Consider the following 17,028-nt stretch of genomic DNA (forward strand, 5'->3'; position numbering starts at 1 on the left):
CGGGTACCGACGATGAGCCGCACGACGAGCAAGGTGCGCCGACGATGAGCCCGAAGCACGCGATCGACGAGCCGACCGACGCAGCGACCGGGCCCGACCCGGCAGCGCCGAACCCGACCGAACCAGCGCCGCCGAACCCGACCGAGCCAGCGGCGCTCGACGCGACCGAACCAGCGCCGCCGGCCGACCCGGCGGTCCCGGTCGCGCGGCTGCGCTCGGATCGCGGACGGACCACCACCCTTCCGGTACGTCCCGAGCAGCCGGACGCGGTCGAGGCACGGCGGATCACCGCCACGGTCCGGCGTACCGACATCTTCGCGGCGATCGGCGCGGCGGTCGCCGCGCTGAGCGTGACCACCCTGCTCTACACCCAGCTCGCCCCGTTCGACGGGGTGCTCGGCTTCGTCGTGATCGCCTACCTGGCCTTCCTCGGCTTCTACGGGTTACTGGTGTCGCTGGACGAGGACGGCCCCGCCGTACGGGACCGGCTGGTCGGCGCCGTGGTGCACAGCCTCGGTTTCCTGGTCCTCGCCGTACTGACGCTGGTGGTCCTCTACACCTTCGCCGAGGGCTGGAAGCCGCTGACGCACCTCAACTTCTTCACCGAGGACATGTCGATCACCGGGCCGCTCGAACCGCTCACCCAGGGCGGCGCCCTGCACGCGATCGTCGGCACGTTGCAGCAGATCGCCCTGGCCCTGCTCTTCACCGTGCCACTGGCGGTGATCTGCGCCGTCTTCCTCAGCGAGATCCCGGGCCGGCTGAGCCGGCTGGTCCGGACGATCGCCGAGGCGATGACCGCGCTGCCGTCCATCGTGGCCGGTCTGTTCATCTACGCGACGGTGATCCTCGCGCTGGGCTACCGGCACTCCAGCTTCGCCACGTCGCTGGCGATCAGCGTGATGATGCTGCCGATCATCATCCGCGCCGCCGACGTGGTGATCCGGTTGGTACCGGGAAACCTGCGGGAGGCCGCGCTGGCGCTGGGCGCCTCGCAGTGGCGGACGGTCTGGCACGTGGTACTCCCGACCGCCCGGTCCGGGCTGACCACGGCGGTGATCCTCGGCACCGCGCGGGGGATCGGCGAGACGTCTCCGGTACTGCTGACCGCGGGCGGCGCCACCAGCATCAACCTCAACCCGTTCGAGGGCTGGAACAACTCGTTGCCGCTGGTCACCTACTCGCTCACCCGCTCGCCGGAGGAGAGTTTCATCGTCCGGGGCTTCGGCACCGCCGCCACCCTGATGATGCTGGTGCTGCTGCTCTTCGTCCTGGCCCGGCTGGTCGGCGGACGCGGCCCGGGTCAACTCGGCCGGGGTCAACTGCGCCGCCGGGCCCGCGAGTCGGCCCGGGACGTGACCCGGTACGCCCGCCGCGCCGGCCGGTCCGCCAGCTATCCGGCCGGGCCCCCTCCCGCGCCGGCCGGTGCCGACCAACTCCGTGACCACGTCGTTTCCACACCCGAGAAGGAGAATCGCGATGGCTGAGACCGCTACCCGGATGCGCCGGGGGGTGGCCCGGCTGCTCACGCTCGCCCTGGTCGGGGCGCCGGTACTGCTCGGCACACCGGCCGCCGCCGCACCCCGGCTCGTCTCGATCACCGGATCTGGCTCGACCTGGAGCCAGAACGCGCTCGACCAGTGGCGGGCTGACGTCCGGCAGAACAACATCACCGTGCACTACAGCGGGGTCGGCTCGACGGCCGGCCGCAACGCCTTCGCCCAGGGCACCGTCGACTTCGCGGTCTCCGAGATCGAGTTCGGCGCGGAGGCGAACGAGGCCATTCCGCGCCGGAAGTTCGCGTACATGCCGATCGTGGCCGGCGGTACCTCCTTCATGTACAACCTGAAGATCGGCGGCCGGCGGGTGACGAACCTGCGGCTCTCCGGCGACGTGATCACCAAGATCTTCACCGGGAACATCAAGATGTGGAACGACGCCGCGATCCGGGCCGACAACCCCGGGCTCAACATGCCGGCCCGGAAGATCATCCCGGTGGTCCGCTCCGACGGCTCCGGCACCACCGCCCAGTTCGTCAAGTGGATGAACAACCAGCACCCGTCGATCTGGCGCCCCTGGTGTCTGGGGAAGGGCCGGACCGAGGCGCAGTGCAACGTGCTGTCGTTCTATCCACCCGGGTTCACCGCGCAGGCCGGGTCGAGCCAGATCGCCGGGTACGTCGCGGGCAGCAACGCCGAGGGCGCCATCACCTACGTCGAGTACTCGTACGCCAAGGAGAACGGCTTCCCGGTGGTCAAGGTGCTCAACAAGGCCGGGTACTACGTGGAGCCGACCGCCAACAGCGTGGCGGTGGCGCTGACCAAGGCGCAGATCGAGACCGGCAACCCGAACGCGCAGAACTACCTCACGCAGAAACTGGAAGGCGTCTACAACGACCGGGACCGGCGTACGTATCCGCTCTCCTCGTACTCCTACATGGTCATCCCGCTCGCGCACGAGAACGGGGTGACCGAGGACAAGGCGTACACGCTCGGTCGGTTCGCCTACTACTTCCTCTGTCAGGGCCAGCAGAAGGTCGACCTACTCGGCTACTCCCCCCTGCCGATCAACCTGGTGGAGGCGGGCTTCAACCAGGTGAAACGGATACCCGGCGTGGTGCAGGAGGCCCGGCCGATCCGCAGTTGCAACAACCCGACGTTCTCCACGGACGGCACCAACACCCTCGCCCGGACCGCGCTGAACCCGCCGGAGTGCGACAAGAAGGGCAACGGTCAGCAGTGCACGGCCGGTACCGGCGGTGCCTCCGGCACGCCCACCGAGAACAGCAACCCCGCCGGTGGCGGCAACCCGAGCACCGGCAACACCGGCGGCACCGGTAACACCGGCACCGGACCGAATGCCACGGCCGGCCCGACCGCCAGCCAGTCGGCCGGGCCGGGGCTGATCGACCCGGCCACGGGTGAGGTGATCGGCGCCGGCAACGGTGGCGGGGGGCAGCAGTTCGTCGCGGGGGTACCGGTCCCGCTGGACGGCGAGGGCGGGTGGCGACTGCGGCACACCATGATGGTGCTCGCCGGGGTCGTACTGCTGGCCCTGGTGATCGGGCCACCGTTGATCTTCCGGCGCTCCGGGGTCACCGGCACCGAGGGGCGGGACCGGTGAGGCGCCGGCCCGGCAGCCCGTCACTGCGGCGACGCTGGGCGGCGGCGGTGGCGGCAGCCCTGGTCGCGCCGACAGCGCTGCTGGCCGTCGGTGGGCTGGACACCTCGCAGCCGGCCCTGGCCGCCGTACCCGGAGACCGGCTCACCGAGTCGGCCATGACGCAGAACGGCCGGCGTGGCCAGTTCGAGGACTTCTCCAACCTCACCGTCACCGTCTCGCAGACCAGGAATCTCGTCACCCAGGGCATCGAGATCGCCTGGACCGGCGGCAAGCCGACCGCGCCGGGGAGCGAGTACGGGACGAACTACCTCCAGATCATGCAGTGCTGGGGGCCTGACCCCAACGCCCCCGACTTTCGGGAGACCTGCCAGTTCGGCGGTTTGACGGCAAAGGGGGAGGTCAGCGAGGAACAAGAACTCCAGGTGGGCGTCTCGGCCTCCAGTCGGTCTGTCCAATTCAATCTGGACGCCACTGGGAATCCGGCCGGCCGCGACCCGGCCGAACGCCTGCCGAACGACGCGGAGTTCATCCCCTTCAAGTCGTCGGACGGCCTGCGTACCCGGATGAAGGACTTCCCGCCGCAGGGTGCACCCGACGACGGCGTCCCCGATACCGAGGACTTCTTCCGGCGGGACGAGACCAACGAGGTGGTGGCGACTCGGACCGCGTCGGACGGGGTCGGCCGGACCATCTTCGAGGTCCAGCGCGGGTCGGACGCCAAGGGACTCAACTGCGGCGAGGTGGTGGCCGGCTTTCCCGCTGGCCGGCGTTGCTGGTTGGTCGTCGTTCCTCGCGGCGAGCGGGACTTCTACGGCAACCTCAACCAGAGCCCGAGACGGATAAGCGGGTCGCCGCTGCTGCCCAGCTACTTCGCCAACCGGATCGTGTTTCCGCTGGAGTTCGAGCCCATCCAGCCGCCGTGCCCGCTGGGCGGCGAGGTCTTCGACACGGTCGGCTCCGAACTGGTGGCACCGGCTGCGGTGAGCTGGCAGGCGAGCCTGTGCGCGGGTGGTCAGGCGGCCTTTTCGCACACCGTCACCACCGAGGTGACCACGGATGCGGCCGTCCGCTTGCCCGGCGCCCAGGGCCGGGGGGTCGGCTACGTCGACGTGCCGGTGGTCCGCGAGGAGACCGATCCGATGATCATGCATGCACCGATCACCGTGAACGGGGCAGTGATCGCCTTCCAGATCGAGGCCCGGACGTCCAAGTCGGAGATCCCAGGTTCGACCGAGGAGGCGCAGCGGATGAACGGGCAACCACTGCCGGAACTGAAACTGACCCCACGCCTGGTGGCCAAGTTGCTCACCCAGTCGTATCAACTGGAGGTACCCGACCCGAGCGCGAACCCGGACATCGCCAAGAACCCGCGATCCATCCGCGTCGATGACGAGTTCACCGAGCTGAATCCGATATTCAAGAGTTTCTTCCCGACGTCGCGGCACTATCCCATCCAGGTGCCCGATGGTGAGTCGGTGCTGGCTCGCCGGGTGTGGCAGTGGGTCCTGGCGGACGAGGCGGCCCGCAAATGGCTCTCCGGGCTCCCCGACGAACAGGGCATGCGGGTGAACCCGGCCTACGTACCGCTGGTGTTCGGCGACGGGCAGGGCATGTCCCGATTTCCGAAGGAAGACCCGAGTTGCCGTATGGGTGAGCCCACGACCGGCGTTCCGAAGTTCGAGTACTGCATGCCGGGTTTCGCCCCCTGGGCCGAGAGCCTGGAGGTCGCCGCGCGACAGACGCTGCGCAGCGATGCCCGGCAGCGGATCGTGTGGGACGAAACCGCCGGCGGCATCGATCCGGCGAATCCCCAGGCCCGGCTCGGCGACTACAAGGCGGCACCGCCACCGCTACCGGGCCGGAAGTTCGGGCTTGGGATCACCGACGCGGCCTCGGCGGCCCGGTACGGGCTGGCCACCGCGAGCCTGTGCGACGCGGAGGGTGGGAACTGCGTCAAGGCGGACACCGCCGGCCTGCTGGGCGGCGTTGGCGCGATGGAACCCAGCCTGGTCGAGGGCGTGCTGCAACCCAACCCGACCCGGTCCGTGTCCGGCGCCTACCCGCTCACCATGCTCACCTACGCGGCGGCGAACCTGGAACGGGCGGAGCCGGCACGCCGCGAGTACGCCCGACTGCTCCGCTACATCGCCACCGACGGGCAGACGATCGGGTCCAAGCCCGGACAACTCCCGCCCGGCTATGCGGCGCTGCCGAAGGCACTGCGGGACCAGACGCTGGCGGTGGCCGCCGAGCTCGCCAAGGCCACTCCCTCGTCGCCCGGTACGGCCGACCCCGATACGTCGGCCCCGGATCCGACGCCCTCTTCGTCCTTGGCCACTCCGACACCCGGGGCGATTCCGAGCGCCGCAGCGATCCCGAGCCCTGCGCCGACAGCTTCGGCCCCGCCGGTCCCGGTCGCCGCGACGACGCCGACCCCGGGCGAGCCGGTCGGCTGGATGCGTTTCCTGCTCCTCGCCATCCTCGGGGTTGGGGTGGCGAGCGGCATTTCCGGCCCGACCATGCTGATGATTGGCTATCGCCGCCCCGCATCGGACGGGACCAAAACATGATGAATAGATGGCGTTCATCACGCTAAATATTCATGGCCCTTGAATCCATTCGGCCTACCCGTTGGCGAAACCTTGCTCACTAAACGTTCCTCGACTTGGGTATCGGGGTCCCGGCTTGGCGGTCGATGCTCCAGACGGCTCACTCAGAAGGGAGAAACCATGCAGGTGAGGATAATTGCCAGAGCGACGGTCGCCGCCCTTGTCGCCACTCTCGGTCTTGCGGCGGTGGCCACCCCCGGCCGGTGCCGATCCGAGCCCGGGGACCGACTACCGGTTGCTGGCCGGGGTCGGGTCGGACACCACCCAGGACGTGATGAACGGCCTGGGCGCGGCGATCGGCGGCGGCACCGTGGTGGCGTCGTGGGACGCACGTGGCGCCTCACCGATCAAGACCAAGGCCGACAACTGCGTGTTCCAGCGGCCAAACGGCTCGACGGAGGGCAATCGGGCACTGTGGGCTTCGAAGGTGCAGTCTCCGGCGGCGAGCACGATCGAGGATTGTGTCGACTTCGCTCGGTCGTCCAGCAACACCACCCTGGTCCTCGCCGGTGACGGGGTCTGGATCCCGTTCGCGTTGGACGCGGTGACGTACGCGATAAACGAGAACAGCGATCTGCCAACCAAGCTGAACGCCTTCGGATGGCCACCGCCGGCCTGACGACGTCGAGGTAACACCTGACGAAGGTTTACACCCGCAGCCGGCGTACCAGGCGGTTGATGCTCGGCTATCGCCGCCCCGCCCCGCCTTTCAACCTGAACAGCGCGGCGCGTGCGCGCCGACTTCTACCTGCGGCCACGACGGACCGCAAGGGAGACTTAAAAATGTTCAATATATATGGCAGACGATTCATTCGGCCTACATGTTGGCGAAATATTGCGCACTGAACGTTCCCCGGACGCAGGTATCGCAGTCCCGGCCCGGCGATTGATGCTCCACTCGGCTCACTCAGCAAGAGCAATGAGCCGAACCTCTTTCTGGAGGAAAGGGAGAACCATGCAGGTGAGGATAATCGTTGCGGCGGTGGGCGCGGCCCTCGTCGCCGCTGTCGGTGTCGCGGCGGGGGCCGGCCCGGCCGCCGCCGACCCGAACCCCGTGACCGACTACCGGACGCTGGCCGGGGTCGGTTCGGACACCACCCAGGACGTGCTCAACGGGCTGGGCGAGGCGATCACGGTCGGCGGCCAGAAGGCGATCGCGTCCTGGGACGCCCGCGGCACCGCGACCGTCAAGACCAAGGCCACGGGCTGCGAACTGGCCCGGCCGAACGGCTCGTCGGCGGGCCGGACCGCGCTGCGGGACTCGAAGCTGCCGGCCAGCCCCACCGCCGGCTGCGTCGACTTCGCCCGGTCGTCCAGCGGTACCACCAACGTCCCGGCAGGCACCGGGACGTGGATCCCGTTCGGGGTGGACGCGGTCACCTTCGCGATCAACCGGAACAGCGACCTGCCGATCAACATGTCGGTGGCGCTGCTACAGAACATCTACAAGTGCGTGATCAGCCACATCGGTGGCATCCCGATCCAGCCGCTGCTGCTCCAGGCCGGCTCCGGCACCCGGCAGTTCTGGAACGGGCAGATGTCCATCACCGACCAGGAGATCGCGCTCGGCGACTACCCGTGCCTGGTGCCGGCGTCGCCGTCGGTGCCGGACGGGTCCGGCCTGCCGGAGGTACAGGAGCACGACGCCCGGGTACTGGAGGGGCACACCGACTACCTGATGCCGTACTCGATCGCCCAGCACATCGCCCAGGGCAACAGCCTGGCGGGGGTCGAGGACCGGCGTGGCCCGTCGGAGCTCGGCCGGATCAACACCGTGTCGCCGTACGCGGCCGGGACGACCCCGCCGAACGAGGTACTGAACGTCAACTTCCCACTGCGGCGGACGGTGTACAACATCGTGCCGACCGCCGACCTGAACAACAGCGTGATCGACCAGGTCTTCACCGGTGCGGACTCGCTGATCTGCCAGCAGGGCGCCCTCATCCAGCGGTACGGCTTCGGCGTCGCCGCCGACTGCGGTTCCGTCGTGCTGCGCGGCAACCTCTGACAGCCGTCCACTGAACCCTTTCCCACCTCGATCCGTTCGTGCTCGTGGCCGACTCGCGTCGGTCGCGAGCACGACTTTTTCGGCCCTCGTCAGGAACTCTGGCACGGCGTCGAGGTGACCGGAAATTCCTCGTGACCGGCCCCGCGACGTCGACCACCCCGTGGGCCGGCAACTCTGCGTGGTCGAACCGATTCATCTGGCCTTCATGCGGGCGAAGGATTTGGCACGGAACGTTTTCTAAATACCGGTGTCGACGCATATGGGAATCAGGGAATGCTGATTGCGACCCATTCATATAGGGGAATGGGTCGACCTCCTGTCTCTGGCGAAAGGGAGAACGATGCAGGTTAAGTCCCTCGGGAAGGCGGTGGGGACGGCACTCGCGGCCGTGCTCGCCGTCGCGGCGGTGGCCACCCCGGCCTCGGCCGATCCGTTCACCGGGTTCCCCCCGTTCCCGACCGACGCCGCCGCCTACCGGACCCTGGCCGGCACCGGGTCGGACACCACCCAGGACGTGCTGAACGGCCTGGGCGCGGCGATCGGCGGCGGCACCGTACTCGCGTCCTGGGACGCGCGCGGCACCTCGCCGATCAAGACCAAGGTCGCCAACTGCGTGTTCCAGCGGCCGAACGGCTCGACGGAGGGCAACCGCTCGCTGTGGGCCTCGAAGGTGCAGTCCCCGGCGGTGAGCACGATCGAGGACTGTGTCGACTTCGCCCGCTCGTCCAGCGGTACGACCCTGGTCGCGGGTGGCAACGGGACCTGGATCCCGTTCGCCCTGGACGCGGTGACGTACGCGGTCAACGAGAACAGCGACCTGCCGACCAACATGTCGCTCTCACTGCTCCAGAACATCTACAAGTGCGTCACCACCACGGTCGGCTCCTTCCCGGTCCAGCCGCTGCTGATCCAGCCCGGATCCGGCACCCGGCAGTTCTGGAACCAGCAGATGGGCATCACCGACGCCGAGATCGCCGCCGGTGACTACCCCTGCCTCGTACCGGCGTCGGCGACGGTGCCGGACGGTACCGGTGTCCCGCCGGTGCAGGAGCACGACGGCCGGGAACTGAACGGCCACAACGACTACGTCATGCCGTTCTCGATCGCCCAGCACATCGCCCAGGGCAACGCGCTGCCGGGCGTCGAGGACCGGCGTGGCCCGTCGCTGCTCGGCAGCATCAACACCGTGTCGCCGTACGCGGCCGGCACCAACCCGCCGAACGAGGTGCTCAACCCCGCGTTCCCGCTCAACCGGCGGGTCTACAACATCGTCGCCTCCAGTGAGCTGACCGAGGAGTGGATCGACCGGGTCTTCACCGCCGGTGGGAGCTTCGGCTCGCTGCTCTGCGCCCAGAGCGGAGTCATCACCACCTACGGCTTCGCCACCATCGGCGACTGTGGGTCCACCACGCTGACCGGCAACCTGAACACCGCCGGCTGGCCGCCGGCCTGACGCCCGGGGCATAGCGCCCGGGAGCACGTCATCGAACACACTCGCGGCCGGCGCCCCGCGCCGGTCGCGGGTGCGACGTCGAACGGGTGGCCGACGACGGCTACCGGGCACCGTACGTCGACCGAACGGCGGTGCACACATTCCACTTGCGTCGGGTGCGGCTTCGGGTTCATCTGGCCTTCATGTTGGCGAAGCATTGGGCACGAAACGTTCGCGAAGCGCGGGTGTCGACGTACCCGGCGGGCAGGGAATGCTGATCGCGGTCCATTCCACAGGCGACTGGGGTGGACCGAAATCGGCACTTAGTTCCATCCGTCTCCATATCGAAGCGAACCGCAGGTCGAGGCAGTGTCGGTTGGGACCACCGGACCGGACTCGGCATTCTTCCCGCGTTGCGTACCACCACGGCGGCGCTTTCCGCCGCTGATCCGAGGCCCGGGTTTGCGAACCCGGGAACGGCAACCGCGAAACCACACCGAGAGGAAGTGCTTCGTGAGCAAGGCCAAGTCTCTGTTCGTCCGGACGGCGGTGGCGCTGTCGACCGCCGCGATCGCGACCCTGGCGCTCGCCGGCCTGGCCGGCCCCGCGCAGGCGGAAAGCCCGATCCTCGGCACCGTCGCGCTGACGCCCACCAGCGGCAGCGTGCAGGACAACCCGTTCGTGACGGCGGCCACCACCTCGGCGGCCTGCCCGTCCGGCTTCGGCGAGAACGCCGCGCTGAAGGTCGGTCCGCTCGGTGGCCCGTACAGCCCGCTCGCCCGCATCGGCGGACTCGCCAACTACGACCAGGCGCCGTTCAGCCTCGCGGCGAACCGCTCGCTCGCCACCGCCCTCGGCGCGGCGCCGGCGGACGGCACCTACGAGGTGGCCGTCTCCTGCTCCGGTACGACCGGAGCGGCGCCGAAGGACTTCTCGACCCTGATCACCGTCACCGGCGACACCTGGGCGGTGAAGAACGCGGCGGCCACCACCACCAGGCTGACCGCCAAGCCGGGTCTGTTCGCCTTCGAGGGCCAGCGGGTGACGCTGACCGCGACGGTGCGGCAGCACGCGGCCGGCAGCGTCGAGTTCTTCGCCGGCTCCACCAGTATCGGCACGGCCCCCGTCGCCGACGGAAAGGCGCTGATCAGCACCACCACCCTGCCGACCGGCGTACTCCAGCTCAGGGCCGCCTTCACCCCGGAGGACCCGCGCCTGTTCGCGGCCTCGACGTCGCAGACCTGGTACCTCGTGATCGGTTGAGCCAGCGCGTCCGAGACGCGCGCCCGGGTGGCCGGAAGTCCCTTGTGGACGTCCGGCCACACGCCCGTGTTATCGACAAGGAAGGAACGCTGTGAAGACGCCAACCCGCCGGCTCGGCCGGACCGGCTCGACGTTCGTGGCGGTCGCGCTGCTCTCCGGAGCCGGCGCGATCGCCGCGGCGCTGGTCGGGCTCACCCCGCCCGCCCAGGCGGCACCCTCGCTCGGCACCCTCACCATCGACCCGACCAGCGGCAGCGTGACCGACGGCTCGGCCCAGGCGCCCGCGTTCACCGCACGGACCTCGGCGGGCTGCCCGACCGGCTGGGGTGCCCAGGCGCAGATCCGGATCAGCCCGGCCGATCAGCAGGGCCGACCCGAGGGCGGCACGCTCGACCGGATCGCCAGCGCCACCGGCTACGACGCCGGCCCGTTCACCCTCGGCACCAACCGGTCCATCGCCAGAGCGCTGGACCCGACTCCGAACGACGGGGACCACCCGGCACCGGCCGACGGCGACTACCGGATCACCATCGAGTGCCTGACCGAACTGGCCGAGGCGCACGAGAACTGGTTCCAGGCGGTGGTCACGATCAGCGGCCCGACCTGGCAGGTCAAGCAGGCACCGACCGGCTCGCCCACCCCTTCCGGTTCGGCCACCCCGACCCCGACCCCGACCGCGAGCCCGACCGCGACGGGCAGCCCCACCCCGACCCCGACGGGGACGGGTAGTCCGACCCCGACCCCGACCGAGACCGGCAGTCCCACCCCCACCCCGACCGAGACCGGCAGCCCCACCCCCACCCCGACCGAGACGGAGAGCCCGAGTCCGACCCCGACCCAGGGGGGCGGCGGCGGCAACCTGGCGCTGACCGGTACCTCGCTGCCGACCCTGCTGACCGGCGGGCTCGTCCTCGTCGGTGTCGGTGTCGCCGCGATGCTGCTGGCCCGACGCCGCGACACCCCGCAGCCGTAGCCGGATCCCGAGCGAGCGCGCCGGACCGACCGGGTCGGTGGGGAAGCCACCCGGGCATCGGAGGTGACGGCGGTCGTCGTACCCCGCCGGGAGCTGTGGCGGGCCCGTCGGTCTGGCCGGGCGCGAGAGAGGAAGACATGTCCGTACTGGGATCACCGACCCTTCTGCGACCTGAACCGCGCGGCGCTCGCCCGCCTCGTCCGACCCTGCGGTCCGACGAACCGCACGGGGAGGTGGAGAAAGGTTCACCGAGGTACCGAGGGGTGGGCCTGCTGCTCCCGGCGGTTCTGCTGGCCGTGGCCGGGCTGTCGGCACCGCCGCCCGGCGCCGCTGCGGTACCGGCCCGACGCGGGGCGGCTCTCGGCACGCTCACCATCACGCCGACCGGCGGAACCGTCGGCGGCAACCCGATGCTCGTCTCGGCGACCACGTCGGCGCCCTGCCCGGCCCGGTACGGTTCCGCGGCGCTGCTCCGGGTCGGCCCGGTCGGCGGCCCCTACAGCAACATCGCCCGGCCGGGCGGGGCGGGCGGCTACGACACGGCACCGGTCACCATGAACCCGAACCGGTCCATGGTGATGTCCCAGGGCAGGCCGCCCGGCGACGGCGAGTACGTGATCGTCGTCGAGTGCGTCAGCGACACCCTGGGTACCCACCCCGACCGCTTCGAGTCGCGGATCGTGGTGAGCGGGGACAGTTGGCGGGTCAGAAGCGGCGGCGCCGGCCAGGCCGCACCGACGGCCACCGGGTCGGGGCAGACGACCGGCGCGCCGTCCGACCCCGACCGTGACGGGACCCCGACGGCGCCCGCCGCGTCGAGCGGTACCGCCGGGGAACCGACCGTCGCGGCCACCGCCCCACCCGAGCTGGCCTCCCGGGGAGACGAGGGCGGTTCACCGCTGCCCTGGGTTCTGGGCGGGGTGGTGGCCCTGCTGGCGTGTGTGGCCGCCGTACCGCTGATCCGCCGACGAGGAAGCAGGCAGCCGTGACCACGACCGTCGACCCGCCGACCGTGCCACCGGTCGACCTCCACCGGGAACCGCCGACCGCGCCGCCCAGGCCGTCCCGAGCGGCATCCGACCCCGGCGGGTCACCGTCGCGGGCCGCACCGGCCCGGCGGTCCCGCCCCGTCGAGATCCCGGCGGTACGCGTCACCGGCACGATCCTGACGCTGCTCGGGGTACTGCTGCTGGCCTTCGTCGTACACCTGACGCTGGTCTCCCAGCTCCGCTACGAGCGGGCCCAGCAGACGGCGTACGCCGACTTCCGCAAGGACCTGGCCGAGGGGATCGCACCGGTCGGCCAGACCGATCTCGACGGTGAACTGCTCCGCCCGGGTACGTCGATCGCGGTACTCCGGATTCCCGTGCTCGGCACCCGGCAGGTGGTCTCCGAGGGCACCACCGGAGCCGTACTCCAGAACGGCCCCGGGCACCGCCGCGACACGGTACTGCCCGGCCAGCCCGGGACCAGCGTCGTACTGGGCCGGCACGCCGGGTACGGCGGCCCCTTCGCCGGGCTGTCGCTGCTGACCGCCGGGGACGAGATCGTCGTGGTGACCGGACAGGGCGAGCACAGGTACCGGGTCAGCGGTCTGCGCCGCCCGGGCGATCCGCTGCCGCCCCGGCTGGCCGACGGGGCGGGCCGGCTCACCCTGGCCACCGCCGACGGCCGGCCGTACCTGCCGGACAACGTCCTCTACGTCGACGCCGACCTGGTCTCGTCGGCCCAACCGTCCCCGCAGCGGCGGTTCGGCGCGCAGTCCCTGAGCACGGCCGAGCAGGCGATGGCCGGCGACCCCGGCGCGTGGGTGCCGCTGGTGCTGTGGGGCCAGGCACTGCTGATCGCCGCCTACGCGGTGAGCTGGGCCTGGGCCCGCTGGGGCGGCTGGCAGGCGTGGGTGTCGGGGATGCCGCTGCTCACCGTCCTGGGCCTCACCGTGGCGGACCAGGCCGTCCGACTCCTGCCCAACCTCTATTAACGACGGAGCCGAGATGAGCCTCGACAGTACGTCCCTGATGCCCACCGCGCCGACCGGACCGTACGGCAGTCTGGCGGCCCTGGAAGCCCGGTCGATCTCCGCGTGGTTCGGCCAGCACAAGGTGCTCGACCGGGTGTCGCTGACCATGGCCGCCGGCGAGGTGACCGCCCTGATCGGACCGTCCGGCTGCGGCAAGTCCACGTTCCTGCGGATCCTCAACCGGATGCACGAGCTGATCCCCGGTGCCTCGCTCGCCGGCGAGGTACTCCTCGACGACCAGGACCTGTACGCGCCGGTCCGCCGGATCACCGACGCCCGGCGGCAGGTCGGGATGGTGTTCCAGAAGCCGAACCCGTTCCCGACGATGTCGATCTACGACAACGTCGTCGCGGGCCTGCGGCTCACCGGTACCCGGATCGGCCGCGACGCCCGCGACGCCCTGGTCGAGGAGTGCCTGGCCAAGGCCGGACTCTGGAAGGAGGTACGGGACCGGCTCCGCTCCCCCGGCGGCGCGCTCTCCGGCGGGCAGCAGCAGCGGCTCTGCATCGCCCGGTCGCTGGCGGTCCGACCCCGGGTACTGCTGATGGACGAGCCCTGCTCGGCGCTCGACCCGACCTCGACCCGGCGGATCGAGGAGACCATCGCCGAACTGGTGGCCGAGGTGACGATCGTGATCGTCACGCACAACATGCAGCAGGCGGCCCGGGTCTCCAACCAGTGCGCGTTCTTCCTGGCCGAGCACGGTACGCCCGGCGCCATCGTCGAGCACGGTCCGACCGAGGTGATGTTCGACAGTCCACAGGACTCTCGTACCTACGACTATGTGCACGGACGGTTCGGATAGGCCGTTCCGCCGACCGGTCGGTCGCGTCCACCGGGTCGGCGATGGTGACGAAAAGGTGAACACCCTGCTCGCGCCGGCTTTGACATCTTCCATTCACACGGTGGATCAACTCGATTCTTCACGCCGTCAGTCCCATGTCAGTTCGGCCGTAACCCGCAATTTTCCTGCTGCATGTCCGGCCTTGGCGTTGGCCTGCACGACGGGTCACGGCCCGTGTGCAGCCTGATCGAGGTCGCGGCAGGTGACCGCTCCCGACGGGGGAGAGCCGCCGCACCGCACTCCTGGCGAAGGAAGTGATCCATGAAGGCAACAAAGGCCCTGCTCGGCCGGGCAGCCGCCCTGGCCGGCGCGGTCGCGCTGACCGCGGTCGGCCTGGTCGGCGTCGCGGCGCCGGCCCAGGCCGCCGCGGCGGGCACCATTACCCTCAACCCCACCGGTGGCACCGTCACCGACAACCCGATGCTGACCCAGGCCACCACCTCGGCGGCCTGCCCCACCGGCTTCGGCGACCAGGCCGCGCTACGGGTCGGCCCCGTAGGCGGTCAGGTGGCCAACCTCAGCCGGATCGCCAGCGACACCGGCTACGACACGGCTCCGTTCACCCTGACCGCGAACCGGTCGATGGCCACCGCGCTGGCCGGCACGCCGGCGAACGGCGAGTACGTCGTCGTCATCGAGTGCCTCAGCGAACTCAACGGCGTACACCCGGACCGCTTCGAGACCCTCATCACGGTCGACGGCGGCAACTGGCGGGTCAAGGGCGCCGTCGACCCGGCCGCACCGACCAGCACCGCGCTGGGCGCCAGCCCGGCCGGACCGGTCGAGTCCGGCACCGCCGTGACCCTCACCGCCACGGTGGACCCGGCCGCCGCGGCCGGCACGGTCGCCTTCCGCAACGGCAGCACCTCGCTGGGGACCGCGCCGGTCTCCGGCGGTACGGCCCAGATCACCGTCTCCACCCTGCCGGTGGGGAACAACTCGCTGACCGCACAGTTCACCCCGGCGGACCCGGCGGCGTACCAGCCGTCGACCTCGGCCGAGGTGCGCGTCCAGGTCACCGCCCCGGGTGCCGTCAACAAGGAGCAGCAGGTCACGGCCGAGATCGTCGGCGGTGGGCTCTCCCTGGAGGTGGCGGGTACCGACGTCGCCCTCTCCGGCGGCGTCGTCGGCGGTACGGCCACCGGCACGCTGAACACGGCGACGGTGACCGACCTGCGCGGCACCAGCGCCGGTTGGAACCTGACCGGCCAGGTGGAGGACTTCGTCGGCCCGGCCGCCGCCACCATCGACGGCAACCAGCTCGGCTGGACGCCGAACGCCAGCAAGCTGAGCGGCAGCGGCACCGCCACCGCGGGCGCCGCCGCGACGCCGGGCTCCGGCCTCGGGGAGGCCAGGACGCTGTGCCGGGCCGACGAGGGCAGCAGCGCCGGCACCTTCGAGTGCGGCGCCGGGCTGAGCCTCGGCATCCCGGACACCACCACGCCGGGCAGCTACGCCGGCACCCTCACCCTGACGCTGGTCTGACCCGCGAGGGTCTGACCGGCCGACGGCCGACCGACGGCGGAGGTACCACGGGCAACCGGTCCGTGGCACCTCCGCCGCACATCCGTCCCTGAGCATCCCAGAGTCGTGTCCCTGACCGAGTGCCGCGAGGGCAGCAGCCCGCCCGGCGTCGCGATGACGAGCGAGGAGCCCACCATGACCGCACCCCGACCCCACCGCGTCGTCGCCGCGCTGGTCGTCGCCATGACCCTGTCGGCGGCGGTCTCCGGCCCGGCCGGTGCGGCCCCCGGCGACGAGTTCCGCTGGACCGTGGAACCCGCCGCCGTGGCCGGGGCCGAACCCCGTGGCCAGTTCAGCTACGACCTCGCCCCGGGCCAGCAGCGCGAGGACCGGGTGGTGGTGACCAACCGGTCGACCCAGCCGCTCACCTTCACCGTGTACGCCACCGACGCCTCCACCTCGACGGACGGGGCGTTCGCGCTCCCGCCGGCCAGCCAGCCGGCGCGCGAGGCCGGCGCCTGGGTCGACCTCGGCCGGCAGACCCGGACGCTGCGCCCCGGCGAGCGGATCGTCCTGCCGTTCCGGTTGACCGTTCCGCCGAACGCGACCCCCGGCGACCACGCGGCCGGGATCGTCGCCTCGGTCGCCGAGCAGCGTACCGACGCCGAGGGGCAGCGGGTCAACGTGGAGCGTCGGGTCGGCGCGCGGATCTACCTGCGGGTGAACGGGCCGCTGGCGCCGATGGTCGACGTCGAGTCGGTGCAGGTCTCGTACGCCAGTCCGGCCGTGCCGTTCGCCCGCGGCCCGGCGACGGTCACCTACCGGCTCCGCAACCCCGGCAACGTCCGGGTCGGCGGCACCGCCCAACTGCACACCACCGGCCTGTTCGGGGTACCGCTCGCCGGCGACCAGGACGTCACCCTGCCGGAACTGCTGCCGGGCGCGCGGGTGACCCTGGTCCGGCAGGTCGACGGCGTCCTACCGGGCGGCATGGTCACCGCCACGGTACGCGTCGACGCCACCAGCAGCGAGGGAGCACTGCCCACCGTGACCCGGAGCGGGACGGTCTGGACCGTTCCGTGGACGTTGCTCTACCTGCTCGTGCTGATCGGTGCGGTACTGGCCCTGCTCTGGTGGCGGCAGCGTCGACGGCGCGCGGCCGGTACCGACGCCGTACCGGTGGACGGCCCCGTCGAGCCGGCCGAGGTCCCCGGCCCGGACACCGACCCGGCGCACGACAGCGCAGCCACGCCGCTCGGTACCCGAAGCTGACCGGGAAACCACCCCAACCT

Annotated in this window: 13 protein-coding genes; all 13 read left to right on the forward strand. The window is 70.9% G+C overall.

Going from position 1 to position 17,028, the window contains the following annotated elements:
- Window positions 1-44 precede the first annotated feature (44 nt).
- The 13 genes from pstA to Pma05_RS04530 all read left to right on the forward strand — a co-directional run bounded on the left by pstA (window position 45) and on the right by Pma05_RS04530 (window position 17,008).
- Window positions 45-1,487, forward strand: a complete 1,443-nt coding sequence (pstA, locus tag Pma05_RS04470) for a phosphate ABC transporter permease PstA (protein ID WP_203855983.1) — start codon at window positions 45-47, stop codon at window positions 1,485-1,487.
- Window positions 1,480-3,123, forward strand: coding sequence for a phosphate ABC transporter substrate-binding protein PstS (gene pstS / locus Pma05_RS04475; protein ID WP_239311661.1), 1,644 nt, complete (start codon window positions 1,480-1,482; stop codon window positions 3,121-3,123). Before pstA ends, pstS begins: the two co-directional genes overlap by 8 nt.
- Window positions 3,120-5,693: a hypothetical protein gene (locus tag Pma05_RS04480; protein ID WP_203855984.1), complete on the forward strand. Its 2,574-nt coding sequence runs from the start codon at window positions 3,120-3,122 to the stop codon at window positions 5,691-5,693. The genes pstS and Pma05_RS04480 overlap by 4 nt, the downstream gene beginning before the upstream one ends.
- Window positions 5,694-5,910: 217 nt before the next feature.
- Entirely contained in the window at window positions 5,911-6,351 is a 441-nt protein-coding gene (locus tag Pma05_RS04485) for a hypothetical protein (RefSeq protein WP_203855985.1), read from the forward strand.
- Window positions 6,352-6,693: 342 nt separating this feature from the next.
- Entirely contained in the window at window positions 6,694-7,740 is a 1,047-nt protein-coding gene (locus Pma05_RS04490) for a substrate-binding domain-containing protein (RefSeq protein ID WP_203855986.1), read from the forward strand.
- Window positions 7,741-8,080: 340 nt separating this feature from the next.
- Complete coding sequence (locus Pma05_RS04495; protein ID WP_203855987.1) at window positions 8,081-9,193, forward strand: hypothetical protein; 1,113 nt, start codon at window positions 8,081-8,083, stop codon at window positions 9,191-9,193.
- A 492-nt stretch (window positions 9,194-9,685) separates the two neighbouring features.
- Window positions 9,686-10,435, forward strand: coding sequence for an Ig-like domain-containing protein (locus Pma05_RS04500; RefSeq protein ID WP_203855988.1), 750 nt, complete (start codon window positions 9,686-9,688; stop codon window positions 10,433-10,435).
- 91 nt (window positions 10,436-10,526) lie between these two features.
- Window positions 10,527-11,408, forward strand: coding sequence for a hypothetical protein (locus tag Pma05_RS04505; RefSeq protein ID WP_203855989.1), 882 nt, complete (start codon window positions 10,527-10,529; stop codon window positions 11,406-11,408).
- Window positions 11,409-11,671: 263 nt separating this feature from the next.
- Window positions 11,672-12,397: a hypothetical protein gene (locus Pma05_RS04510; protein WP_203855990.1), complete on the forward strand. Its 726-nt coding sequence runs from the start codon at window positions 11,672-11,674 to the stop codon at window positions 12,395-12,397.
- Complete coding sequence (locus tag Pma05_RS04515) at window positions 12,394-13,389, forward strand: sortase (protein WP_203855991.1); 996 nt, start codon at window positions 12,394-12,396, stop codon at window positions 13,387-13,389. Before Pma05_RS04510 ends, Pma05_RS04515 begins: the two co-directional genes overlap by 4 nt.
- A 13-nt stretch (window positions 13,390-13,402) precedes the next feature.
- Window positions 13,403-14,233: a phosphate ABC transporter ATP-binding protein gene (locus Pma05_RS04520; RefSeq protein WP_425567547.1), complete on the forward strand. Its 831-nt coding sequence runs from the start codon at window positions 13,403-13,405 to the stop codon at window positions 14,231-14,233.
- A 300-nt stretch (window positions 14,234-14,533) separates the two neighbouring features.
- A complete protein-coding gene (locus Pma05_RS04525) occupies window positions 14,534-15,757 on the forward strand; it encodes an Ig-like domain-containing protein (RefSeq protein WP_203855992.1) in 1,224 nt (407 codons plus the stop codon).
- 105 nt (window positions 15,758-15,862) lie between these two features.
- Entirely contained in the window at window positions 15,863-17,008 is a 1,146-nt protein-coding gene (locus Pma05_RS04530; RefSeq protein WP_203855993.1) for a WxL protein peptidoglycan domain-containing protein, read from the forward strand.
- Window positions 17,009-17,028 lie beyond the last annotated feature (20 nt).

It is taken from the genome of Plantactinospora mayteni (assembly GCF_016862935.1).
Classification (GTDB): Bacteria; Actinomycetota; Actinomycetes; order Mycobacteriales; family Micromonosporaceae; genus Plantactinospora; species Plantactinospora mayteni.

Coding starts and splice junctions, on each gene's coding strand:
- pstA (WP_203855983.1), top strand. CDS start 45: ATGAGCCCGAAGCACGCGATCGACGAGCCGACCGACGCAGCGACCGGG.
- Pma05_RS04525 (WP_203855992.1), top strand. CDS start 14,534: ATGAAGGCAACAAAGGCCCTGCTCGGCCGGGCAGCCGCCCTGGCCGGC.
- pstS (WP_239311661.1), top strand. CDS start 1,480: ATGGCTGAGACCGCTACCCGGATGCGCCGGGGGGTGGCCCGGCTGCTC.
- Pma05_RS04495 (WP_203855987.1), top strand. CDS start 8,081: ATGCAGGTTAAGTCCCTCGGGAAGGCGGTGGGGACGGCACTCGCGGCC.
- Pma05_RS04520 (WP_425567547.1), top strand. CDS start 13,403: ATGAGCCTCGACAGTACGTCCCTGATGCCCACCGCGCCGACCGGACCG.